A 21,862-nucleotide genomic window follows, 5' to 3' on the forward strand; every position below is an offset into this window, starting at 1 on the left:
CAATGAGTTGTGGAGGGGTTATTCGTTATCATAAGATCCTTTAATGTCAGAGTATTCAGAAAAAAGATTAGAGGAGAGTAACGAAATGAAAGAAAAACAGAAAAAGAAGACCGTGAGTGTTCGAGAAGCAAGTATCGTATTATTAATTATTGTGGCAGCTATTGCAACAGGAGTAATTGGCTTAAAGATATCGCCAAATATTACTATTTTGTTTGTGATTGCATTGATTTTAGGCTACGCAATGTTTCGTAAAGTACCATTTGATCAAATGCATAAAGGGATTGTTGATGGCTTGAAGCCAGGAATTATTCCAATTTTTATTTTCATTTTAGTGGGGGCATTGATTGCCGTTTGGATTCAAGCAGGAATTATTCCAACGATTATGGTTTTTGGTTTTAAAATGATTAGTGTTAAATGGTTTGTGCCGTCAGTTTTTATTGTCTGTGCGATTGTCGGCAGTGCAGTAGGTAGTGCTTTTACAGTGATGTCAACAATTGGAATTGCCTTTTTCGGTATTGGCAGTACCTTAGGGTTAAATCCTGCTTTAGTTGTGGGGGCGATTGTTTCTGGTTCAGTTTTTGGTGATAAAATGTCACCTTTATCAGAATCAACAAACTTAGCCGCAGCGATTGTTGAAGCGGATTTGTTTAAACATATAAAAAACTTGATGTGGTCGACTGTACCAGCATTTATCGTCTCTTTAATCTTGTTTATGATTTTAGGACAAACGTACGCGAATACTAGTCTGACAGAAGTAGTTCAAGTTATTCAAGTATTGGAAGACCACTTTACCATTTCAATTTGGTCATTGTTACCATTAGCCTTAATGTTAATCTGTGCCTGGCGCAAAATTCCAGCGATTATCACGATTTTGTTGAACATTATTGTGGCAGTAATTATGATTATTATTCAAAATCCGAAAGTATCGTTGCAGGCATTAGGAAACACGTTGGAAAATGGGTTTGTTTCTCAAACGGGGAACGCACAAATTGATCAATTATTAAGTCGTGGCGGGATTATGAGTATGATGCCGACTGTGGCACTTATTATTCTAACGTTGTCTCTAGGTGGCTTATTAATGGAATTAGGATTGATTTCTGCGGTCATGGAAGTTGTTTCTCAGAAAATGAGCAGTACACCGAAATTGATTTTATCAACGTTATTAACAGGAATTGGCGTAAATATTTTTATTGGTGAACAATTCCTATCGGTTATTTTACCAGGGAATGCCTTTAAAGAAGTTTACAAAAAAGAAGGTTTGGATCCGACTGTTTTAGGCAGAACCTTGGAGGATGGTGGGACGGTTATTAACTACCTCATTCCTTGGGGGATTGCAGGTAGCTTCGTAGCGGGGACCTTTGGCGTACCAACGTTGACTTACTTACCATTTGTTTTCTTTAGCTTATTATCGCCTGTCTTCTCAATGGTCAGTGCATTTACTGGTTTAGGAATTAAGCGGTTATCAGCAGAACCTGTTACCGAAAAATAGATTGATTAAAATAGAACAGTTGATGGGGAATACTGTAGTTTCTCCCTGTCAATTGTTCTATTTTTCTTGTAAAAAAGGTTGCATTTTTAGAAAGAAACAGTTATAGTTGACTAGTCAATTGTTGACGAGTCATCTTTTTAAGGAGGAAACTATGTCGTTATCATTACGGGAAGTCAGCCAATTATTATGTCAGTTAAAGGTATTAGATCAAAAAATTACCAAAGTTTTTGAAGAGCAAGTTGGCTTGAGTTTGACTCGTTATGAGTTGCTGATGATTTTAAAAGAACGTCAGCCGTGTCTTCAAACGGAGATTCAAGAACACTTAAAAATCGATAGTGGTGCGGTCACTCGCCATTTGAAAATTTTAGAAGAGAAACAGTATGTGACACGACAGCGAAATCCAGAAAATAATCGGGAAGTGCTAGTGCATTTAACAGAAAAAGCACAACAAGAACTACAGCAATGTACAGCCAAGCAACAAACGGTAACAGAAATTATTCCCAGTACATTTACAAAGGACGACTGTCGCCAATTAAAAGAACTTTTGACAAAACTAGATCAAAGTATTACAACGAAAGAGGTATGATAGAATGACAACATATACAACGAATGATTTTTCAGAGATTGTTTTTGGCCGCAAATCGGTTCGGGTGTACGATGAAACCCATAAAATTTCTCATGAAGAAATGTTAACAATGATTCAAGAAGCGACCACTGCCCCTTCTTCTGTTAACATGCAGCCATGGCGTTTTGTCGTAGTGGAAAGTGAAGCAGGCAAAGAAAAATTAAAACCCTTAATTCGCTTTAATACGCGTCAAAATGAAACATCTTCTGCAATGCTCTTAATTTTTGGTGATTTAAACTGCCATGAGCGAGGAGAGGAGATTTACAATCAAGCCTATGCTAGTGGTAAAATGCCTAAAGAAGTACGGGACCAACAATTAGCAGCCATTATTCCCCATTATGAAAGTTTAAGTAGAGAACAAATGAATGACATCGTAAAAATTGATGCGAGTTTAGCAGCTATGCAATTTATGTTAGTGGCCCGAGCTCACGGATATGAAACAAATCCAATCGGTGGTTTTGAATCGGAAAAATTAGCCGAAACATTTGGTTTAGATCAAGAGCGCTATGTCCCAGTAATGATTTTATCTGTGGGTAAGGGCATGGAAACTGGCTATGAATCTGTTCGTTTAGCACCAGAAAAAATCACGACATTTGAATAGGCAATAAAAAATGACGGCGTACGCTTGCATTAACCAACGATCTTAAAGAAAGTTGGCTAATGCAACAGCGATGCCGTCATTGTCGTTGGATAAAGTGACTTCCGTTGCGATGCTTTTAAGCTCGTCAACGGCGTTTTCCATAGCAATCCCCGTGCCGGCCCATTCCAACATTGTATAGTCGTTGTGACCATCACCAAAAGCAATTACTTCTTCAGCAGTTATGCCTAACTGTAGGGTTAGTTTTTCTAAAGAACGCGCTTTATCAATATTTTTAGCGGTAAATTCAAAATAGAAAGGAGCGGAAAAAGCAGCGGTGACGGTTTCTTTGAAAGGCGCGTAGATGGCCTCATGATATTTTTGTAAATAGGCGGGTTCACCAGCAATTAAAATTTTGTTCAAGGGAAAGTTTAGTCTGGCGGCTAAATCATGCCACTCACATAATTGAAAGTTGCCGCCCCGTGATTCATATTCAATAATATTAAAATCACCAGTCTCTAAATGTAAGGTGTTATGAAAAACATCATTGACATACATAAATGTTTCATCATTAATCATTGGAATTACGTCAAATTGTTTCAAATGCTCTAAAATTTGTTGACTCAATGACTTTGAAATTGTCTGATTAAATAGTTGTTGCTGACTGCCATGGTGGGTGACACAAGCGCCGTTATAGGAAAGTAAGTGTCCATTATAATGAGCCATCTCCAATTCATCTGCTAAGGGCCGCATACCGTTAGTCGGGCGGCCAGAAGCCAAAATCAGTGATAGGCCTTGCTTTTGTGCATCTACTAATGCTTGTCGCGTTTTTGGTGAAATCTTTTTTTCTGAAGTTAACAAGGTACCATCAATATCCATTACAATTGCTTTGATTGCCATAATTGGCCTCCAATCCGAAGAGTTTCTTTCTTTTAGTATAAAAGTTTTTTCTATTAATGTAAACGGATTCTCTTGTGAGGTGTATAAAAGAATTATTTTACAAAAATCTATACTATTTTTTTGTGAAATTTCATATAATAGAAGTATTCTAATTATCTACATAGAGAGCGAGGGACAAGGAATATGAAGGAAAAAGAAATGCATTCGCTCTTTTTTAAACATAAGTTTGTGAAAGTAACCCCCTATTTACGTCGTTTTGGTCATCGTTTGAGTGGGATGATTATGCCAAATTTGAGTATTTTTATTGCGTGGAGCTTATTGTCTTTGGTGGCTGGCTATACGACAGGGAATCTACGGCTAGCTCTTTCTGAAGTCGAAACGATAATGATTCGAGTTGTTTTACCGATTCTAATTGGTTTTACAGGCGGAAAAATGTTCGAGGAACAACGTGGCGGCGTTGTTGCTGCTATTGCGACAGTGGGCGTGATTGTTTCCACAGATGTTCCACAGTTGTTTGGTGCTATGTTTATTGGTCCTTTAGCAGGATATACTTTCGCCAAAATTGAACAAATTCTCTTACCGAAAGTTAAAGAAGGCTATGAGATGCTGACTAAAAACTTTTTAGCAGGAATTGTGGGAGGACTGCTGTGCTGTTTTGGTATTCTGGTTGTAGCTCCGGCTGTTGAAAGCGCTAGTTTTTGGCTGTATCAATTTTCTTCTTGGTTAATTGAAGCCAATCTTTTACCATTGGTTCACGTTTTCTTAGAACCTTTAAAAGTGTTATTTTTTAATAATGCGATTAACCATGGCTTATTAACGCCTCTAGGTTTAGAAGGTGCTAGTCAAACAGGTCAGTCCATTTTATTTCTATTGGAAACAAACCCTGGACCAGGCGTGGGCGTTTTGGTTGCTTTTCTGCTGTTTGGGTCTGTAGGACAACGAAAAACAGCAGGAGGTGCCACCATGATTCAACTGATTGGGGGCATTCATGAAATTTATTTTCCGTTTGTTTTGATGGACCCGCGCTTATTTTTAGCAGTAATTGCTGGAGGAATGAGTGGTACGCTTGTTTTTCAAATATTTAATGTGGGGCTAAGTGCTCCAGCTTCGCCAGGTTCATTGGTTGCGATTTTAGCCAATGCCCCGACTGATGCGAGGCTGGCGGTTTTTAGTGGAATTTTTGTTAGCTTTCTGTGCTCTTTTGCAATAGCAAGCTTGTTATTAAAACGTCAACGAGGAATTGAACCAGTTTCAATGATAAAGATGAAGGAGGAAGACCAAGTGGAAACAGTCACACCTAACTATCAGCAAATTTTATTTGTTTGTGATGCAGGAATGGGCTCAAGTGCCATGGGGGCTAGTTTGCTAAGCCGACAATTAAAAGCTGTGGACTTGGAGATGCCTGTGACTTACAAGTCCGTTCATCAGATGAAGTGGCAGCCAAAGACATTAGTGGTAATTCAAGCAGAATTGAAACAGTTAGCACAAAAGTACGTCCCAGAAAAGGATATGGTGAGTGTTCAAAATTTTTTAGAAATTAAATCCTATTACCCGCAAGTTTTAGCCAAACTGACTGCTTCTTCTCAAGAGCAATCTTCACTTGGTTCAGAGTCTACTGGAACGAACCCGACCAAACAAATACAGAAGCTTGTTTTTTTATATGCCGAGAATGTTCGAGGATCGCAAACAATGGGAATGGAATTATTGCGGCAACAAGCGGCGAAACAAGGAGTCGCGATTGAAGTATCTAAAGAGCCACTGGAAACAGTCTTTTTTACCAAGGAGACAACCTACGTAGTGACTCGTGAACTGGCGCAAGCCTATCATTTAGATCTAACGCAACAAAATTTATACGTAGTTACTAGTTTTTTGAATAAGAAAGAGTATCAAGAATGGCTGGAAGGAGGAGCTGATAGATGTTTTTAACGACAAGAGAAACTGTTCTATTAACGGAATTAGTGAATAGTCCTACCCCCGTTTCAGTAAACCGCATGATGAATTTGTTAAAGGTTAGCCGCCGGACGGTATATCGTGAATTAGAAAATTTAGAAACCTCGCTAGCATCGATGGGCGCGACGTTGGAAAAAGTAGCTCGTGGGCGCTTTTCGATTCAAGCAGATGAAGCAGCGATGACGGAAATTCAGGCTGCTATTTTAGGAGAAGAGACACAGGAACTTTCTACTTTGGCGCGGCAACATGCGATTTTATTGACATTACTTCAAACAAAAGAGCCAGTCTCTATGCATTATTTTCTGGAAACGTATTGTATTAGTAATACGACTTTTTATGCCGATATTAAACAATTAGAAACACGGATTGCTCGGATTCCGTTGACGATTTCTCGGAATCAAGGTTATGAAGTGACTGGTTCTGAAAAATATCGCCGTCTTCTAATGGCGAATATTCTAAGTATGGAAATTAATGAGTACCAATTTTTTCATTTTACCGAATTAACAACAAACGACCATTTTTTCTTTCAGTTTATTCATGCAGAACATTTAGCATTTGCACAAAAAATTGTTCAGCCAGAAGTAGAAACTTTATTTCCAGCATTAAGTGATCGCAAATTACAACATTTGATTTTAATGTTAACAATTGCGATGGATCGGGTCACTGCAGGTTTTTATTTAGCTGATGAGACCTATACTGGGCAGATGAATAAGGCCTTTCTAAATTGTTCTAAACGACTTTTTTCAAAAGTCGCTGCTGAAACGAAACAACTATACGCTGTCAGTGAGATTGTTTTTTTTGCTAGCTTATTAAGTGATTTTTCTAATTCTTTTGATGAAGATTTTTTTGATGAACATTTTGACACTCAGCTGGCTTATGCAGTGAAACAACTGATTGAAGCAGTAAGTCAAGAAACAGAAGTTAATTTTTTCGAAGATACCAATCTGTATAAAATGTTGTTGACGCATTTATCAGGTGTTTTTTCGCGGGCGGTTTTACAAGAAGAAGATTTAACGAATCCCATTTTAGAACGGATCATGAATCAATATCAAGAAATAGCTGCGGCTTTACGCCAAGCGTTGCCGCAAATTTTTCCGCAAAAGAATCTATCGGAAGAGGAAATTGCCTACATGGTGCTTCATTTTGCCAATTCTTTAGAGCGGAGTCCCAAAATTATGGAAGTTGATATTGCTGGTTTTTCTCCTAGCGGTTTGGCTTCGACAAGTATGCTGGAAATGCGATTACGGCGCTACTTTCCTTTTATCAACCAGATTCATTTTTTTCGGATTGCGGATTTAGGTAAGGTGAATGTTGAGGAAAACTATGACTTAGTGATTTCCACTTCGTTATTACCAGGATACAATGGTAAATATAAATTGATCTCACCGTTACTTTTAGACGATGAAATCCGCCAATTGAAAGAAGAGTTTAAGCGGATTAGTCACGAAAAACGCTCGCTTAGGAAAGCGCCTGTGAAAAAAATAGGTGGCGAAGAAAGCTACGAAACAGTGGTCGCTTTCATGGAAGAAATTAGTAAACTATTAGAAACATTTTTCATAGCAGATTTAAATAATCAAGCGGATTTAGCAGAAACCGTTCAACAAGCTCTCGCGCAACTTTCCGCAGATTTAATCACCGATAGTGCAATCGTCTGTCAGCAATTGATGAAACGTTACGAGCAAGCGCCTATTGGGATTCCTCAGACGGAAATGGCCTTATTCCATACCTCAAGTACAGCAGTGACACAGCCTGTTTTTTGTATTTTTAATCTGGCCCAGCCACTTATGATTGAAGGGATGGATAAAAAGCCGATGCAGTTACAACGTATGTTACTCATGCTAGCGCCGATGCCGATTGATGAAACAATCGGGAAAATTTTAGGAAAAATCAGTGGTGCGATTATTATGAATGATTTAAATACAGAAATTTTTCATTCAGGAAATGAAGCCATTGTTTATCAGTTGCTTTCGTCATTATTAATTGAAGAAATGAAAGGCTAGGTGTTGAGAGATGTTTGAAATTACAGCGGAGCAAATAATGTTGAATCAATCGTATGCTAGTTGGGAGGAAGCACTTGCAGCTTCTGGTGAATTACTGCTAAAAAATCAGTTGGTCACGCCTGACTATGTCAAAGCAATGTATCAACGTCAACAAAAAGTCAGCGTGTATATCGGTAACTTCGTGGCATTGCCTCATGCGGAAGGACAAGATGAACAAGTTTTAAAAGAAGGGATTTGCTTTATTCAAGTGCCTGATGGGGTCAACTTTGGTACGGAAGCAGATCGAAAAATAGCTACTTTGTTATTTGTCGTTGCTCTAAAAAGTCAACGGCAATTAAGCATGCTTCAAGAATTAGCTTTTTTCTGTTCAGATCTCGAAAACATTCAGCGGCTCAGTGATTGTCAAACAATAGATGAAGCACAAAAAATTCTGGCTCAAGCCTAAAGTTACGTCTGAAAAAAATCAATTCATTCTGAAATGTTCAATAATTATTGAAATAATTTTATATTAAAAAAATAAAATATTTTAATTTAAGAGGTTAAACAAAAAAGATAAGAAGATTCCTTGACAAAAAATAGGACCTATGATAAATTTAAGGTAACTTGTGACAAAGTCGTGCATGGATGCACTAAAAAGACACCCTATCAGTAGTAGGGTGTCTTTTTTTGCTGTTTAGACAGCAGCGGTTGGAAGCAACTTGTTTATTCCTCGTTCTGTTTTTCCAACCAAATGGTTACAAGTTTCAGGACAATCCCGACAAAAATCGGCACAAGAATTTTTGTGACAATCTCGTACATGTGATGCACCTCCTTTCGAGGCAAGTCGCCAATTTGAGTATAGCATAAAAAGTTGTTCATTTATTATTGAAATTATTAGAAATGGAATAAGCACGTGTTTTCTGGTTTTCGTAACTAGAGAACACGTGCTTTTTTCTTTCAACTTTTGGCACAATGGTTTGTGCCAAAGTACGACTTTTTCCAGATTCGGAAAGCGGATACAATTTAGTCAACAAGAAAAGTTACTTGAGAGAAGGGGAATAAAAATGGAACAAGTACCAGAAAAAAATAAAGTATCAATTAAAGCGAAAGTCCAAAGACTTGGCAGTACCTTATCTAGCATGGTGATGCCCAATATCGGGGCGTTGATTGCGTGGGGCGTTTTGACAGCGCTATTTATCCCAGATGGATATCTGCCAAATAAAGCCTTTGCCACGATGGTTGGCCCAATGTTGACCTATTTAATTCCATTATTAATTGGCTACACTGGTGGGAAAGTAATTGCAGGTGATCGCGGTGCCGTAGTTGGCGCAATTGCGACAATGGGCGTGATTGTGGGAACCGATATTCCGATGATGCTAGGTGCCATGATTATGGGTCCACTTGGTGGCTTTACAATTAAGAAATTTGATCAGTATTTCCAACATCGGATTAAAGCTGGTTTTGAAATGTTAGTAAACAATTTTTCAGCTGGATTAATTGGTTTTGCGTTAGCTTTACTTGGTTTTTCAGCGATTGGCCCAATTGTCGATGCGCTGACTGCTGCAATGGCACGTGGTGTGGAAATCATTTTAAATGCTCATTTGATTCCATTAACGAGTATTTTTATTGAACCGGCAAAAGTGCTCTTTTTAAACAATGCGATTAATCATGGCATTTTAACACCCCTAGGGACAGAACAAGTCTTATCGGCTGGTAAATCAATTCTTTTCCTATTAGAAGCAAACCCTGGTCCTGGGTTAGGTGTCTTATTAGCATTTATGTTTTTTGGAAAAGGTGCGGCAAAATCTTCTGCGCCGGGAGCAATAATTATTCATTTCCTTGGTGGTATCCACGAAATTTACTTCCCATATGTAATGATGAAACCGTTATTATTCTTATCGGTTATTGCAGGTGGTGCGACAGGTAGTTTGGTTTTCCAAACGTTAGATGCTGGTTTACGTGCGCCCGCTTCACCAGGCTCCATTATAGCTATTTTAGCGATGACACCAATGGGTTCTTACTTACCAGTTATTTTAGGTGTTTTGGCAGCAACTGCTGTTTCCTTTGCAGTATCCGCAGTCATTTTAAAAGCAGATGCGAAAGAAGAAAGTGATGAATTTGCCCAAAAAGTGAAAGAAACCCAAGCTGCTAAAGCAGCATCAAAAGGATTAACTGTCACAAATGGTAGTGCTTCATTGTCAGGAATTCAACAAATTATTTTTGCTTGTGATGCTGGGATGGGCTCTAGTGCAATGGGGGCGTCTATCTTACGGAAAAAGGTCCAAGAGGCTGGTTTAGTACAAACTGTGACGAATCGGGCTATTAATAATTTGACCGATGAGGGAAATACATTGATTGTCACACAAGCGGAATTGCAAGAACGGGCCAAACAGAAAGCACCTAATGCAACCTTTGTAGCAGTTGAAAATTTCTTGAACTCACCACGTTATGATGAAATTGTGGCTGAACTATCAGGTACCAAAGAAAAAAACGACGCACAACCAACAGCCTCCAAAGCAACACCTGCTTCTGAAATTGAGGGAGATTTAGCAAATGTCAATGAAATTCTTTTGGTTCACGATGACCGTGTCGGGTCAGCAACGATGGGAATGAAAGTCTTAGAAGAAATTTTAGATAAAGAGAAAATTTCAATGCCGATTCGAAAAATTAATATTAATGAATTAACTCAACAAACACAGGCTTTAATTGTCACAAAAGCTGAACTAACGGAACAAGCCCGTAAAAAAGCACCGAAAGCGACACACTTATCAGTAAAAAGTATGGTTAATCCCAAAAAATATGAAACAGTAGTTTCGCTCTTAAAAGAAAGTGCCTAGAGAGGAAGAAAACAATGGAAAATCTTACGAATATTTCAATTGAATTAAATCAACAGTTTAATACAAAAGAAGAAGCTATTCGCTTTTGCGGCGAAAAACTAGTAGAGGCAGGCTGTGTTGAGCCCGCTTATATCGAAGCAATGATTGAAAGAGACCAATTGCTATCTGTTTATATGGGGAATTTTATTGCCATTCCTCATGGAACAGAAGAAGCCAAAAAATTAGTGAAAAAATCAGGAATCTGTGTAGTGCAAGTCCCAGAAGGCGTTAATTTTGGCACCGAAGAAGATGAAAAAATTGCTACCGTATTATTTGGGATTGCCGGAGTCGGTGAAGAACATTTGCAATTAGTCCAACAAATTGCACTTTATTGTAGTGATATGGATAACGTGGTGCAACTTGCCGACGCATTAAGTAAAGAAGAAATAACAGAAAATTTAGCCATTGCTTAAAGGAGAGAATAAGAATGAACGCAGTACATTTTGGAGCAGGAAATATTGGACGCGGCTTTATCGGCGAAATTTTAGCTAAAAACGGGTTTCATATTACGTTTGTGGATGTTAATGAAACCATCATTCAAGCGTTAAAAGAACGTAAAAGTTATACAATTGAATTGGCCGATGCCTCACATCAACAAATTAACGTTGAAAATGTGACCGGGTTAAATAACATGACAGAACCAGAAAAAGTAGTAGAAGCAATTGCGGAAGCTGATTTAGTCACGACGGCGATTGGTCCCAATATTTTACCAAGAATTGCTGAATTAATTGCCCAAGGAATTGATGCACGTGCTGAAGCAAATTGTCAAAAGCCGCTGGATATTATCGCTTGTGAAAATATGATTGGTGGTTCAACCTTTTTAGCAGAAGAAGTGGCCAAATATTTGAAAAATCCAGCTTATGCTGAACAATGGATTGGTTTTCCTGATGCGGCAGTTGATCGGATTGTTCCATTACAAAAACATGAAGACCCACTTTTTGTTCAAGTTGAGCCTTTTTGTGAATGGGTCATTGATGATACCAACCGAAAAGCCAAAGAGATTCAGTTAGAAGGCGTTCATTACGTTGCTGATTTAGAGCCGTATATTGAACGAAAATTATTTAGTGTAAACACTGGCCATGCTACAGTTGCCTATACAGGGGCGTTGTTAGGCTATCAAACCATTGACGAAGCGATGCAGGACGCCTTAGTAGTAGCACAACTCAAATCAGTTTTGCAGGAAACCGGTAAACTTTTAGTGGCCAAATGGAATTTTGATGAACAAGAACATGCAGCCTATATTGAAAAAATTATTCAACGTTTCCAAAATAAATATATTTCAGATGCTATTACACGTGTAGCACGGACACCAATCAGAAAATTAGGTGCGCAAGAACGGTTTATTCGACCAATCCGTGAATTACAGGAACGCAATCTAGTGTCGCCGCATTTATTAGCAATGATTGGTATTGTTTTTAATTATCATGATCCAGAAGATGAACAAAGCCGTCAATTACAGGAAATGCTTGACCAAGAAAGCGTTGATACAGTGATCGCTGAAGTAACGGGCATTGAAGATCCAGAAACGGTTAAAAATATTAAACAAAACGTAGAACGCTATGCGCGACCACAAGTAGCATAATAACAAAATCCTTCTACCAAGATACTTCACATTTCTTAATTTAAAGGAAAAAAACAACCGCTCGCTGATTAAAGTGAGGGGTTGTTTTTAACATATTGACTAAGTGGTTTTTGATAAAGCTCTCCTTTGAAGGCACCTGTATTGAAGTATTCAGCTAATTGGTAACCAATGAATGGGCCAGTAGTGAGTCCTGATGAACCAAGTCCGCTAGCAACCACAAGGTGGGGCATTTCTGGCAAAGGGCCAAAAAACGGAGCGAAATCAGATGTATAAGCACGTGTACCGACGCGGTAATGCATGGGTTGCTTAAAAAGCTGCTCTGCTTCTTTTAGAAATGGTGCAGTCCCAGAAGTTAGTTGTTGAAAAGCGCTAACAGTCTCTTCTAAATCCCAGGCTTGTTCATTTTCGTGGGTGGCACCTAATAAAATTTTTCCTTGATTAAAAGGAATTAAATCGGCTTCGCCATCTAACATAGCAACAGGCCATTGCTGACTGTTTGTAAAAGGGGTCTCGAAAACTAATAATTGTCCTTTTTGGGGACGAATGTCCACAGATAAATTTAAAGTAGCTAGTAATTCCTTTAAATGAGGACCAGGTGTTAAAGCGAGAAAATCAACGCTCTTTTTTTCTGAATTTGTGACAATTTCCCACCCTTGATTCAGTTGTCGAAAGTGCGCCCGTTGTGAGCAAAAAGTGACCCCTTTAGCTTCGGCGCGTTTCTGAAGATGGTTTAGATAAGCTGGTCCATCTAGGCGACCGCCGCCAGAAATAAAAAGTGAGGGAGTTTCCTTAAGTAGCGGTAAGAACTTCGCTGTTTGAACCGCTGACAACATCGTGATTTCTCCAATTTCAGGTGCAGTTTGCTTACGCTCTTCTGCCAAATGGGCTAAGTCTGCCAAAGCGGCTGCCGGGCGCAAAATGACTGTCCCTGATTGACGATAAATATCCTCCGTCAGCTGAAAATCTTTGACTAGCTTTGGAAATAGGGAAGCGCCCTCTCGCGCTAATTGGTACCATTTCTTATTCCGACGTTTGGATAGCCAAGGGGAAATAATCCCAGCGCTCGCTTTAGTCGCTTGGCCGAGCCCTTCATCATAAACGGTAATGTCAAATTTTTGTGGATCTAAATAATTAGCTAACGTCATTCCGATAATGCCGCCGCCAATAATGGCAATTTTTTTCATGCTTCTTCTCTCCTTCGAACAGTTGTATTGTAACACAAAAAAACCGCCTCTAGACAGAGACGATTGGGAGATAACTTGTTAACGGGTCCTTCTGTGTGTGTAAATAGAATTGCCGCCTTCTAAAACGTGAACAATTTCTTGTGCCATTTCTGCCACAGGCACAGGATCATAGCCAATAAATAAGTTCTTTAAAAAGGGGATTTTCTTAAAAAAATAAATACATTTACTAAAAAGTATGGTGCCGGTACGTTCTTGACCTACAAGTAAACTAGGATAAAAAATCACTGCTTCGGCGACTTCTTGGTGGATTAGTTCCTCCGCTGCTAATTTGGCATCCATATATTTTCTCAAAGGGAAAGGAACAGTATTGGCTGAAATAAATAAAAACTTAGCTGGCTTTTTTTGTTGTGCTAAAAAAGAGCTGATTTTTTTCACTGGCGTCAGAATTAGCCGTTGATAGGTTTTCTTTTTTCGTGGATTTTCAAATAAAATACCTACTGTATCAATGACCCAGTCAGCACGCTGGACTTGTTCTTGCCAATTCGTGTCACGAGTAACATCGGAGCATACCCACTGCACTTGGTGGCTCCAAGATGCGGAGAGCGTGGCAGGCTTTCCATGACGTGAAACACTGATGACTTGATGTTGGCGTTGGACTAAAATTTTCGCGATTTGTTGACCTAAAAAACCGCTACCGCCAAAAATAATGACTTTCATGGCAAGCCCTCACTTTCAATTGTTTCTTCTAGTGTACCTTAAATAAAAAAAGAAGCAAAAAATCTCGATTGCGTATAGTTTAGTTATAAATAACATAAAAATAACCTTTTTAGATTGTTGAAATACAAAGACCCAACAATGGTTATTTATTGTCGTGAAATAAATAAAAAAATGAACAAAAATGAAATAAATCAGACTAAAGGCCTAGAGAAATGCCCTTGTTTCTTGAATTCAAGCATGGTTAAATAGTTATAAGTGAACGACCGAGCAATTTAGTTTGTTGGGGAAAATAGACAGAATGAGGAGATGAAACGAAGAAAATGAAGAAGAAAACGATAATTATATTGGGGGCAGTTGCGGTAATTGCGGTTGGGGGCATCGTAACTGTGAATGCGTTAAATAAAAATGCACAACAAGTAGCTGTCAAGCAAGCGCCTAAAGATGACTGGGGAATTGACTATTTTGACGTTCCCGACTTGCAACAAATTTATATTAACGGTGTCATCCAACCGGAACAAATGGAAGCCTTTGCGCGTGATCAAAAAATAACAAAGGATCCAGAGATTAAGGTGAAAAACGGCGATGTCGTAGATGCAGGCACAGAATTATTTACTTATGAAGATGAGGCGGTCACTAAAGAAATTGAGGCACAACAAAATAGCTTAGCCAAATTAGAAACGAAGCGGGCGAATATCTATAATAAGTGGAATCGGGCCATTGATAAATTTAATAAAACTAAAGAAGAAGACCGCACGATGTCTGGTGATGATTTAAATGAACAATATCAAACAGAAGTCGATGCGGTAGATGAAGAGATTACCTTTACCAATGAAACCTTAGCGGATTTAGGAGCGAAGCAATATATTTCCACAAAGGCTAATTTCAAAGGTCGCGTATCAATTCCAGAAGTAAAAGATGCCAATTCACCGATTTTACGGTTAACTTCAGAAGATCTTTATTTAGCTGGAAAAGTGAATGAAAAGGACTTGACTAAAATTAGTGTTGGGCAAAAAGCTAAACTAACTTCTGTTTCCAACAATGTGGTTGTGGATGGCTCAATTTCTTACATCGATGATAATCCTCCTGAAGGCAACAGCGATGCCGCGAGTGGCAATCCAGAGGGCGGCACAACGATGTCTAGTTATAGCGTCAAAATTGCGTTGGCCAATTTAGACAAAGTCAAAAATGGCTATCATATGCAAGCAACCATTGATTTAGGCGATTTAGGGGCGATTGAGTTACCGAAAAAAGCAATTCAAAAAGAGGGTGAACAGGCCTACGTTTTAGTGAATGATTTTGGAACCATCATTCGTCGTGATGTCCAAGTCGGGCAAGAAAATGGCGACAAAATGGCGATTGAATCTGGCTTAGAATCAGCCGACCGAGTGGTTATTTCTTCAAAAAAACCAGTAAAAGTCGGTGATATTGTGGAATCAGATGCAGCGATTGCTTCTGATGAATCAGCAACCAACGAATCAATGACAGATGCGTCGAAATAGGAGGGCTTGATGGTGGAAGCAAACAATACAAATCAACCCCTCATTGAATTGCGGGACATTAACAAGTTCTATCCAGTAGGTAAGGAAAAACTACATGTTTTAAAAGAATTGAACTTGACCATCCATCAAGGAGAGTTCATTTTAATCATGGGGAAGTCCGGTAGCGGTAAGACAACGCTGATGAACATTATTGGTTTCTTGGATCGCTTAACAGACGGAAGTTATCATTTCTCAGGAACAGATGTTTCAAAATTGTCTGAAAATAAAAAATCAGCCTTTCGCAATGAATATCTAGGGTTTATTTTTCAACAATTTTTCTTGATTAATTCCTTAAATGTTAGTCAAAATGTTCAATTGCCCTGTGTTTATGAAGGGAAAAAAAGCCGCGCTGAGAAAAAAGCGATTGCTGAAAAATACCTAAAAATTGTCGGTTTGGAAACAAAAGCCAAATCAAAAGTTACTGAACTTTCTGGAGGACAGCAACAAAGAGTAGCCATTGCTCGTTCCTTGGTGAATGATCCATTATTGATTATGGCTGATGAACCGACTGGGGCATTGGATAGTGAAACGGGTACAGAAATTATGGAATTATTGAAAGAATTGAATGAACAAGGCAAAACAATTGTCATGGTGACACATGATGAAGATATGAAAAAATATGCCTCACGAGTGATTCATATGAAAGATGGTCGCTTTTTGGAAGAAGAGGTGATTAGATGATTGCTAATTTATTTGTTAGTACTTTTTTAAGCTTAAAGGCACATAAGTTGCGGGTATTTTTAACGATGGTCGGGATTATTATTGGGATTACATCAGTCGTAACGATTTCTGCGCTAGGTGAAGGGATGAAGCGTCAAGTTGTGAAGGCATCCAGTGCAGTGAACGCGGATGTTTTGAAGATTCATTATACAATGTCGGATGGTAGCAGTGACAATTTTATGTCCTATGAAGAGCCAGATTATACGTTTAGCCGAGTGGACTTGAAAAAATTACAAGACATTCAAGGAATTGAAAGTATTTATCCTCAATATGGTGAATCAATGATGGGGGGCGGAGACAATTTGTTTGTACCAATGGATTATTTTGGGGCGCAAGCGAATTTATCCATTACGTCGACTAAAGGGCAGAATGATATTTTATATGGTCGTGATTTTCAACCGAGCGATGCAAATACAGATGCGATTGTCTTAAATCATGATATCTTTGAAGCGCAAATTCGGCTTGATGATCCTAGCCAACTCATTGGAAAAGCTGTTTCAATTGGTGGTTATATGTACAAGGTGATTGGTATTTTAGCACCAAAAGATTTAGATAGTTTGGGTATGAACGATGATTGGGCAACTGCTATGAGTAGTTTTGTTTCTCGAGAATCATACAATAAATTAGCGAAAACAAAAGCAATTAGTGGCATCAATATTAAGGTTCGTGAGGGAGCGGACCGTGAAGCAATTTTAGGACAGGCAATCACCATTTTAAGTGAAAATCATCCTGAAGTGAAAGGAACGTTTAAAGAAAACGACCAAGACCAACAACTCCAACAACAAATGGAAGAAATGGTCACGGGTATGACAATGTTTCTGATGGCAATTACTGCAATCTCCCTATTAGTCGGGGGAATTGGCGTCATGAACATCATGTATGTGTCTGTCACGGAACGGAAACGAGAAATTGGGATTCGTCGGGCCATTGGTGCTAAACCACGAGTCATTTTATTCCAATTTTTAATGGAAGCAGCGTTTATCACATTGATTGGTGGTTTGATTGGTGTCGGCTGCGGCTACTTATTGGCAACTGTGGTCGGTGGGTATATTTCGATTACGCCAATTATTACGCCGTCCATCTTTGCCATTTCAACATTGGTTTCGGTCTTCACAGGTATCTTTTTCGGAATTATTCCAGCCATTGGTGCCTCGAGGATGGATCCGATTAAAGCGATTTATAATTAAAAAGAAGAGCTTGGTAGTCACATCTTGTTTGATGATCCTATCAAGCTCGCTTTTTTATTTCATGTCACTAAGAATTTTCTGAATCAATTCTTGTTGAAACTCTTTGGTATATTGTTCGGTGAGTTTCGCTTGTTCTTCTTGGGACATTGATGGATTCGCCATCATAGCAGCCATCATTTTTTTGCCAACTGTTTCAGTCCCTTCTTTTTTGATATCAGCGGCATGTTGTTCCATATATTCGCCTAATTTTTTGGCTTGATCAGCACTTAAAACTAGCCAGTCACTAGCAACGTTGAAGGTGTTTTCTTGTTTTGCAAATTGGTTATCGTTGTCAGCAAGGCCAAATAGTGTTTTGGCCCAAGACTCTTGATAGGACCATTTCGTCGTTTTTTGGACTAATGTGGCTTTTTGAGCATCTTTTTGAACCGTGTTTGTGACGTTTTCCGTTCCTGTTTTTTGTAGTTTCTTTTTATCTGGTGTGTTATATAAATAAACTTTTTCGGAACCATCGCCCAACGGCTGGTACAATAACATGTTGGGGCCATCTTTGCTTGAACTACTGCTTTTTAGTTCAAACGTTTTGTCCTGAGTAACTTCGGTCATACCAAAATGATCTTTATCGTTTAAAACGATAAGACTTAACGAAGCTAAGAACCCTAAACCAAAAATAACCATACAGCATTTATGCCAAACTTTTCGGCCAAATACATTCGTATAGGCAAAGCCTAACACGCAAAGGATTAAAAGGAAAATAATCATTATTTCATTGCACCTACTTCCTTAACAGGCATCGCTTCTTTTTTATTTAAGAAGAAAGTAATCGCCAAGCCGAGAACGCCAAAGATTGTTGCCACGAAGAAGGCTGCGTGATAACCGTTTAGTGTTGCGTTTGTTGCTTGGTCGCGATAAGTGAGTGGGGCTGTTTTTAATAAGTCCGATGCAGGTAAGCCGTCTTTGGTAACATTTGTTAAAACACTAATCAAAACAGCTGTTCCAATTGAGCTGGCTACTTGTCGGAAGGTGTTGTTTACAGCAGTCCCGTGACTTAATAAATTCATTGGTAAAGCATTCATGCCAGAAGTTGTCACAGGCATCATGACCATCGAAATACCAAACATCCGAATCGCATATAGGACAATGATATAAATAATAGGTGTTGCTTTTGTTAAGAAAGCAAACGGTAACGTTGCAGCTGTTAAAATAAACATCCCAGTAATCGCAAGACGACGGGCACCAATTTTATCAAAAATGCGACCAGTTACTGGCATCATAAGTCCCATGACTAACGCTCCTGGTAAAAGCATTAACCCTGAATGGAAGGCAGATTCGCCACGAATATTTTGGATATACAAAGGTAAAACCATTTCGGCGCCAATCATTGCCATGTTGGTTACGCCAGATAAAATGGCCGCAACAGTAAAGACTTTTGATTTAAAAACGCGTAGTTCTAAGAAAGGTTGTTCTAAATGCAATTGTCGATATGTAAAAAGACATAAAACAATCGCACCAACAATTAAGAATCCATAGACTTGCGGGCTACCCCAACCTTTATCACCAACGCTTGAGAAACCGTAAAGTAAGCTACCAAAGCCGAGAGTAGAAAGAATGACCGATAAGACATCGATACTTGGATTAGATAATTGAATGACATTTTTCATTAAAAATGAAGCTAAAATTAGGACTAAAACGACAATTGGAATGACCATCCCAAAAAGGTCACGCCATGTATAAGAATCAATAATCCAACCAGATAATGTTGGACCTAAAGCGGGTGCTAATCCGATAACAATTCCCGTTGTGCCCATGGCAGCGCCACGTTTTTCAGGCGGGAAAATTGAAAGCATAATTGTTTGTAAAAGAGGCATAGATACACCGACCCCTGCGGCTTGAACAAGACGTCCAGTCAATAACATGCCGAAGTCTTGCGCTACAAAACAGATGATGGTTCCGATTAAGAACGTTGACATCGCTGTTATGTATAATTTTTTTGAACTGAATTTGTTAATCAACCAAGCACTGATGGGAATCATAATGCCGTTCACAAGTAGGAATCCAGTGGTTAGCCACTGTACACTTGAAGCTGAGATATCAAATTCTTTCATTAATGTAGGTAAGGCCGTCGTTAAAAGCGTTTGGTTTAAAATCGTACAAAATGTTCCGATTAGTAAAACACCGACTAGTAACGACCGGTTATAAGGTTTTCCGTGAATATCCACAGGTTGTTGTGAAGTCACATATATCGCTCCTTTTTCTGTAAGTTTCAAATTAAATTGCATTAACTACTTTACAACTAATTAGAATCTTTGTCAACTTACTTGACAAAGGTGTAAAAAAAACTACAATTAAGGAAAGGATAAGGGAAAGGAAGTTAAACTAATGTGGTCAAAAATGATTCAGCGTTTGTTAAATGAAGAAAATTTGTTGATAGGAATTAGTGAACTAAGTGAAATTGCTGAAGTTTCGCCACGTCAACTTCGTTATTGGGAAGAAAAAGGGTATATTTCTTCTATTGCGAAAGACGCAAACGGTCCACGGAAATATCGGTTACATACAGTCGTCAAAGTGCATTGGATCAAGCGTTTTTTAGATGAAGGATATACGTTACAAAGTGCGGTGGAAAAAGCAGAAGAGCAGCATCGTAATGTGGGGATGACGAAAAAAATCTTTAGTCAAATGTTTCATGGTATCTCAGAAGTTTGTCCCAATTACGTAGCGATTGATTTGGGCGATTTCGATGAAGAACAAAAATTATATGTTGTATTTAATGAAACCACAGAAGTCAGTGAGTATCTTTTAATTCCTAAGGATGCAGATGTTTCTGATGAGTTAAAGAAAAGAAAATAAGAATGAAATAGGACTGGGAGAAAGACCTGAAGTGAAAGTAAAACGTTACTGAATGAATCTTCGAGTTCTTTTTTTCTTGCAATTTCTTTATTTTTCTATATAATTTCTTATATGGAAAAGGAGGGTTTCGATGAAAGAAACAAAACCTTACGGAACAGTCTTGTTAAAAGCGGCTAAAATCATGGACTGTCTAAGTTTACAACCCGATCAAACCTTACAGGAAATTGCAAAGAATACCGAAATGACGGCATCAACGGCAATCAAAATTTTAGAAACCTTAACATTAATTGGCTATGTTCAAAAAGACACGAACAAGACGTACCGCTTAGGAACAAAATTGATTCGCTATGCGAATCAAAGTGTGGAGCAAATCGATTTAGCTGAAATTGCGGTACCTTATTTAGAAAACCTTCAAAATACGGTCGATGAAACCATTCATTTAGGGATTTTAAATAATAATGAAATTCTGTATATCAATAAATTAGAACCGAAAAATCAAACGATTCGCATGTCCTCAAAAGTGGGAATTACTCGACCTTTGTATAATTCGGCAATGGGTAAAGCCGTTTTAGCAGAATTTTCGGAAGAACAAGTGCAACAATATTTAGACACGCAGACATTAATTCCCTATACCGAAAATACGATTACCAATCCCTTGCGTTTGAAAAAAGAATTAAAACAAGTGCAACAAACGGGGGTTGCTTACGATGATGAAGAAATTGAACAAGATATTTTCTGTAGCGGAGTATCTTTAATGAAAGATGGCGAAATTGCGGGTGCTTTTAGTGTAAGCATGCCGAAATATCGTTTGACAGAGGAAAATAAAACGACGATTAATCAAGCACTTTTAGCAACAAAAGCAGCGATTGAAGCGAAATTATAGTAGAAAAAGAAAGACAAACAAAAGTCGATTGGGATTTCTGTTTGTCTTTCTTTTTTTATTTTTGTAAAAACGTTTGCATTTTCTTTTTTTATCTGTATAATGAAGTTGTGAATTTCTTTATAATAAATATATATTTCTAAATAAGAAATGAGGGAGTCTGTTGAAGCGAGTATCAATTTTACAAAAATTAGAAAATGCTGGCGTGATTGCTGTGGTTCGCGGAAAGACAAAAGAGGAAGCGCTAAAAGCTAGTCAAGCCATTGTAGCAGGCGGTATGCGGGGGATTGAGTTAACCTTTACTGTTCCTCAAGCAACAGAAGTGATTCAGGAATTAGTTGCGTTATACCAAGAGAATCCTGACGTAGTCATTGGTGCGGGGACAGTTTTGGATGCTACGACTGCTCGTTTAGCTATTGTAGCAGGGGCTGAATATATTGTGAGTCCAAGCTTCGATGAAGAAACCGCTAAAATTTGCAATTTATATCAAGTTCCTTACTTGCCAGGCTGTATGACCATCACAGAAATGAAAGAAGCACTGAAAAGCGGAGCAGATATTATTAAACTATTTCCAGGAAGTGTTTATGGACCGAGTGTTATTTCAGCATTTAAAGCGCCATTGCCTCAGTTAAATATTATGCCAACGGGTGGTGTCAGTTTGGAAAATATGGCCGAGTGGTTTGACGCAGGTGTGACGGCCGTCGGTGTTGGTGGCAATCTGTTAGCGCCAGCAGCAACTGGGGATTTTGAAAAAGTTCGTGAGGTTGCCCAAGCCTATATGGAAAAATTCCAAGCAATCAAAGGGGTGTAGGCA

The 21,862-nt window shown here is 38.6% G+C and carries 21 protein-coding genes; 15 read left to right on the forward strand and 6 right to left on the reverse strand.

Annotation, left to right across the window (positions count from 1 at the left end; genetic code table 11):
• Positions 1-43: 43 nt before the first annotated feature.
• The 3 genes from nhaC to IGL13_RS01700 all read left to right on the forward strand — a co-directional run bounded on the left by nhaC (position 44) and on the right by IGL13_RS01700 (position 2,715).
• A complete protein-coding gene (gene nhaC, locus IGL13_RS01690; protein WP_002383673.1) occupies positions 44-1,489 on the forward strand; it encodes a Na+/H+ antiporter NhaC in 1,446 nt (481 codons plus the stop codon).
• 151 nt (positions 1,490-1,640) lie between these two features.
• On the forward strand, positions 1,641-2,075 hold the full coding sequence (locus IGL13_RS01695) for a MarR family winged helix-turn-helix transcriptional regulator (RefSeq protein ID WP_002362972.1): 435 nt from the start codon (positions 1,641-1,643) through the stop codon (positions 2,073-2,075).
• 4 nt (positions 2,076-2,079) lie between these two features.
• A complete protein-coding gene (locus IGL13_RS01700) occupies positions 2,080-2,715 on the forward strand; it encodes a nitroreductase family protein (protein WP_002355272.1) in 636 nt (211 codons plus the stop codon).
• 42 nt (positions 2,716-2,757) lie between these two features.
• Here the strand turns inward: IGL13_RS01700 and IGL13_RS01705 are convergent, their stop codons facing one another.
• Positions 2,758-3,591 (reverse strand): Cof-type HAD-IIB family hydrolase, encoded by an 834-nt coding sequence (locus tag IGL13_RS01705; protein ID WP_002377907.1) that lies wholly within the window; start codon positions 3,589-3,591, stop codon positions 2,758-2,760.
• Between the two features lie 183 nt (positions 3,592-3,774).
• Between IGL13_RS01705 and IGL13_RS01710 the strand changes: the two genes are divergently transcribed.
• The 3 genes from IGL13_RS01710 to IGL13_RS01720 are packed head-to-tail and all read left to right on the forward strand — an operon-like array spanning position 3,775 to position 7,986.
• Positions 3,775-5,517, forward strand: a complete 1,743-nt coding sequence (locus IGL13_RS01710) for a PTS transporter subunit EIIC (protein ID WP_002401739.1) — start codon at positions 3,775-3,777, stop codon at positions 5,515-5,517.
• Positions 5,508-7,541, forward strand: a complete 2,034-nt coding sequence (locus IGL13_RS01715) for a BglG family transcription antiterminator (protein ID WP_002355275.1) — start codon at positions 5,508-5,510, stop codon at positions 7,539-7,541. Before IGL13_RS01710 ends, IGL13_RS01715 begins: the two co-directional genes overlap by 10 nt.
• 10 nt (positions 7,542-7,551) lie before the next feature.
• Positions 7,552-7,986: a PTS sugar transporter subunit IIA gene (locus tag IGL13_RS01720; protein ID WP_002355276.1), complete on the forward strand. Its 435-nt coding sequence runs from the start codon at positions 7,552-7,554 to the stop codon at positions 7,984-7,986.
• A gap of 257 nt (positions 7,987-8,243) precedes the next feature.
• On the opposite strand, the gene IGL13_RS01725 is transcribed toward IGL13_RS01720, so the two are convergent.
• Positions 8,244-8,339, reverse strand: coding sequence for a type I toxin-antitoxin system Fst family toxin (locus IGL13_RS01725; RefSeq protein WP_015543884.1), 96 nt, complete (start codon positions 8,337-8,339; stop codon positions 8,244-8,246).
• A gap of 245 nt (positions 8,340-8,584) precedes the next feature.
• On the opposite strand from IGL13_RS01725, the gene IGL13_RS01730 reads away from it, so the two are divergent.
• The 3 genes from IGL13_RS01730 to IGL13_RS01740 are packed head-to-tail and all read left to right on the forward strand — an operon-like array spanning position 8,585 to position 11,978.
• A complete protein-coding gene (locus tag IGL13_RS01730) occupies positions 8,585-10,357 on the forward strand; it encodes a PTS mannitol-specific transporter subunit IIBC (RefSeq protein ID WP_002391520.1) in 1,773 nt (590 codons plus the stop codon).
• A gap of 14 nt (positions 10,358-10,371) precedes the next feature.
• Positions 10,372-10,809, forward strand: coding sequence for a PTS sugar transporter subunit IIA (locus IGL13_RS01735; RefSeq protein WP_002355279.1), 438 nt, complete (start codon positions 10,372-10,374; stop codon positions 10,807-10,809).
• Between the two features lie 14 nt (positions 10,810-10,823).
• A complete protein-coding gene (locus IGL13_RS01740) occupies positions 10,824-11,978 on the forward strand; it encodes a mannitol-1-phosphate 5-dehydrogenase (protein WP_002355280.1) in 1,155 nt (384 codons plus the stop codon).
• A gap of 68 nt (positions 11,979-12,046) precedes the next feature.
• Here IGL13_RS01740 and IGL13_RS01745 read toward each other — a convergent pair whose 3' ends face one another.
• Together IGL13_RS01745 and IGL13_RS01750 are read right to left on the reverse strand one after the other, a co-directional pair.
• Positions 12,047-13,162: an NAD(P)/FAD-dependent oxidoreductase gene (locus tag IGL13_RS01745; RefSeq protein ID WP_002377910.1), complete on the reverse strand. Its 1,116-nt coding sequence runs from the start codon at positions 13,160-13,162 to the stop codon at positions 12,047-12,049.
• A gap of 78 nt (positions 13,163-13,240) precedes the next feature.
• Positions 13,241-13,879, reverse strand: a complete 639-nt coding sequence (locus IGL13_RS01750; protein ID WP_002358396.1) for an NAD(P)H-binding protein — start codon at positions 13,877-13,879, stop codon at positions 13,241-13,243.
• Positions 13,880-14,199: 320 nt separating this feature from the next.
• On the opposite strand from IGL13_RS01750, the gene IGL13_RS01755 reads away from it, so the two are divergent.
• The 3 genes from IGL13_RS01755 to IGL13_RS01765 are packed head-to-tail and all read left to right on the forward strand — an operon-like array spanning position 14,200 to position 17,324.
• Entirely contained in the window at positions 14,200-15,378 is a 1,179-nt protein-coding gene (locus IGL13_RS01755) for an efflux RND transporter periplasmic adaptor subunit (protein WP_002355284.1), read from the forward strand.
• Between the two features lie 9 nt (positions 15,379-15,387).
• Positions 15,388-16,098, forward strand: coding sequence for an ABC transporter ATP-binding protein (locus IGL13_RS01760; protein ID WP_002383683.1), 711 nt, complete (start codon positions 15,388-15,390; stop codon positions 16,096-16,098).
• Positions 16,095-17,324 (forward strand): ABC transporter permease, encoded by a 1,230-nt coding sequence (locus tag IGL13_RS01765; RefSeq protein WP_002355288.1) that lies wholly within the window; start codon positions 16,095-16,097, stop codon positions 17,322-17,324. Before IGL13_RS01760 ends, IGL13_RS01765 begins: the two co-directional genes overlap by 4 nt.
• Positions 17,325-17,378: 54 nt before the next feature.
• Here the strand turns inward: IGL13_RS01765 and IGL13_RS01770 are convergent, their stop codons facing one another.
• On the reverse strand, positions 17,379-18,083 hold the full coding sequence (locus tag IGL13_RS01770; protein WP_002364955.1) for a DUF4811 domain-containing protein: 705 nt from the start codon (positions 18,081-18,083) through the stop codon (positions 17,379-17,381).
• Positions 18,083-19,600, reverse strand: a complete 1,518-nt coding sequence (locus IGL13_RS01775) for an MDR family MFS transporter (protein WP_002385351.1) — start codon at positions 19,598-19,600, stop codon at positions 18,083-18,085. Before IGL13_RS01775 ends, IGL13_RS01770 begins: the two co-directional genes overlap by 1 nt.
• 100 nt (positions 19,601-19,700) lie before the next feature.
• Between IGL13_RS01775 and IGL13_RS01780 the strand changes: the two genes are divergently transcribed.
• From IGL13_RS01780 to IGL13_RS01790, 3 genes are all read left to right on the forward strand, one after another.
• Positions 19,701-20,168 (forward strand): MerR family transcriptional regulator, encoded by a 468-nt coding sequence (locus IGL13_RS01780; protein ID WP_002383688.1) that lies wholly within the window; start codon positions 19,701-19,703, stop codon positions 20,166-20,168.
• Positions 20,169-20,298: 130 nt separating this feature from the next.
• The gene (locus IGL13_RS01785) at positions 20,299-21,051 is read left to right on the forward strand and encodes an IclR family transcriptional regulator (RefSeq protein ID WP_002355294.1); all 753 of its coding nucleotides are present in this window, start codon (positions 20,299-20,301) and stop codon (positions 21,049-21,051) included.
• Between the two features lie 160 nt (positions 21,052-21,211).
• The gene (locus IGL13_RS01790; protein ID WP_002364953.1) at positions 21,212-21,859 is read left to right on the forward strand and encodes a bifunctional 4-hydroxy-2-oxoglutarate aldolase/2-dehydro-3-deoxy-phosphogluconate aldolase; all 648 of its coding nucleotides are present in this window, start codon (positions 21,212-21,214) and stop codon (positions 21,857-21,859) included.
• Positions 21,860-21,862 lie beyond the last annotated feature (3 nt).

The organism is Enterococcus sp. DIV1937 (assembly GCF_050535975.1).
GTDB lineage: Bacteria > Bacillota > Bacilli > Lactobacillales > Enterococcaceae > Enterococcus > Enterococcus faecalis.